Source organism: Streptomyces sp. MZ04 (genome assembly GCF_004684775.1).
GTDB lineage: Bacteria > Actinomycetota > Actinomycetes > Streptomycetales > Streptomycetaceae > Streptomyces.
In genome coordinates, this window is the sequence record NZ_SRIC01000623.1 from 1 (window position 1) to 600 (window position 600).

The following is a 600-nucleotide window of genomic DNA, read 5'->3' on the forward strand; positions in this document are numbered from 1 at the left end:
AGATGGCTATTCGTCGGCAGCGTCAGATGTGTATAAGAGACAGCGTAGATCCACTCCCCCGGCGGCGGAACCGCAAGGGCGTCCACCTCCGCCGGGGTCCCGTACGAACGCAGCGTCCGCCCCGGCGCCCACTCCGCCCGCGCCGCGATCCAGTTGAACTCCCCGTCCTGGCGGGCCTCCACCACCCCTGCGGGCGTGACCAGTTCAGGGACGTCAAGGAGCCAGGACGTACCGACGCACGGATGACCGGCGAACGGCAGCCGCAGCGTGGGGGTGTAGATGTCGATGACCCCGCGCTCGGGGTCATCGACGAACACCGTCTCGCTGAAGCCGAGCTTCGCGGCAACCGCCTGCCGATCACCGCGAGCGGCCACGCGCGCCCCGTCGCGCACGACACCCAGCTCATTGCCGTGCCGACCGTCGGGCCCGCAGAAGACCCGGAGTACGTCCAGTCCGTCAGGAAGTTCTGAAGGCAGTTCCGTCATCCGGGCATTCAAGCATCCTCAGTTGAAGCACTCTCAGGAGACTCAGGAGACGCGGCGCCTAGCCACGTACACCGCCCCCGCACCCGCCACGACGACCGCCCCGGCCACCCCCATC

1 protein-coding gene is annotated in these 600 nt (G+C 68.5%); it reads right to left on the reverse strand.

Translation table 11 applies throughout. The annotated features are described in order from the left end of the window. Nucleotides 1-485 (reverse strand): PhzF family phenazine biosynthesis protein (locus E2651_RS43545; protein ID WP_135336769.1); only part of this gene is annotated, 485 nt, incomplete at its 3' end. Nucleotides 486-600 lie beyond the last annotated feature (115 nt).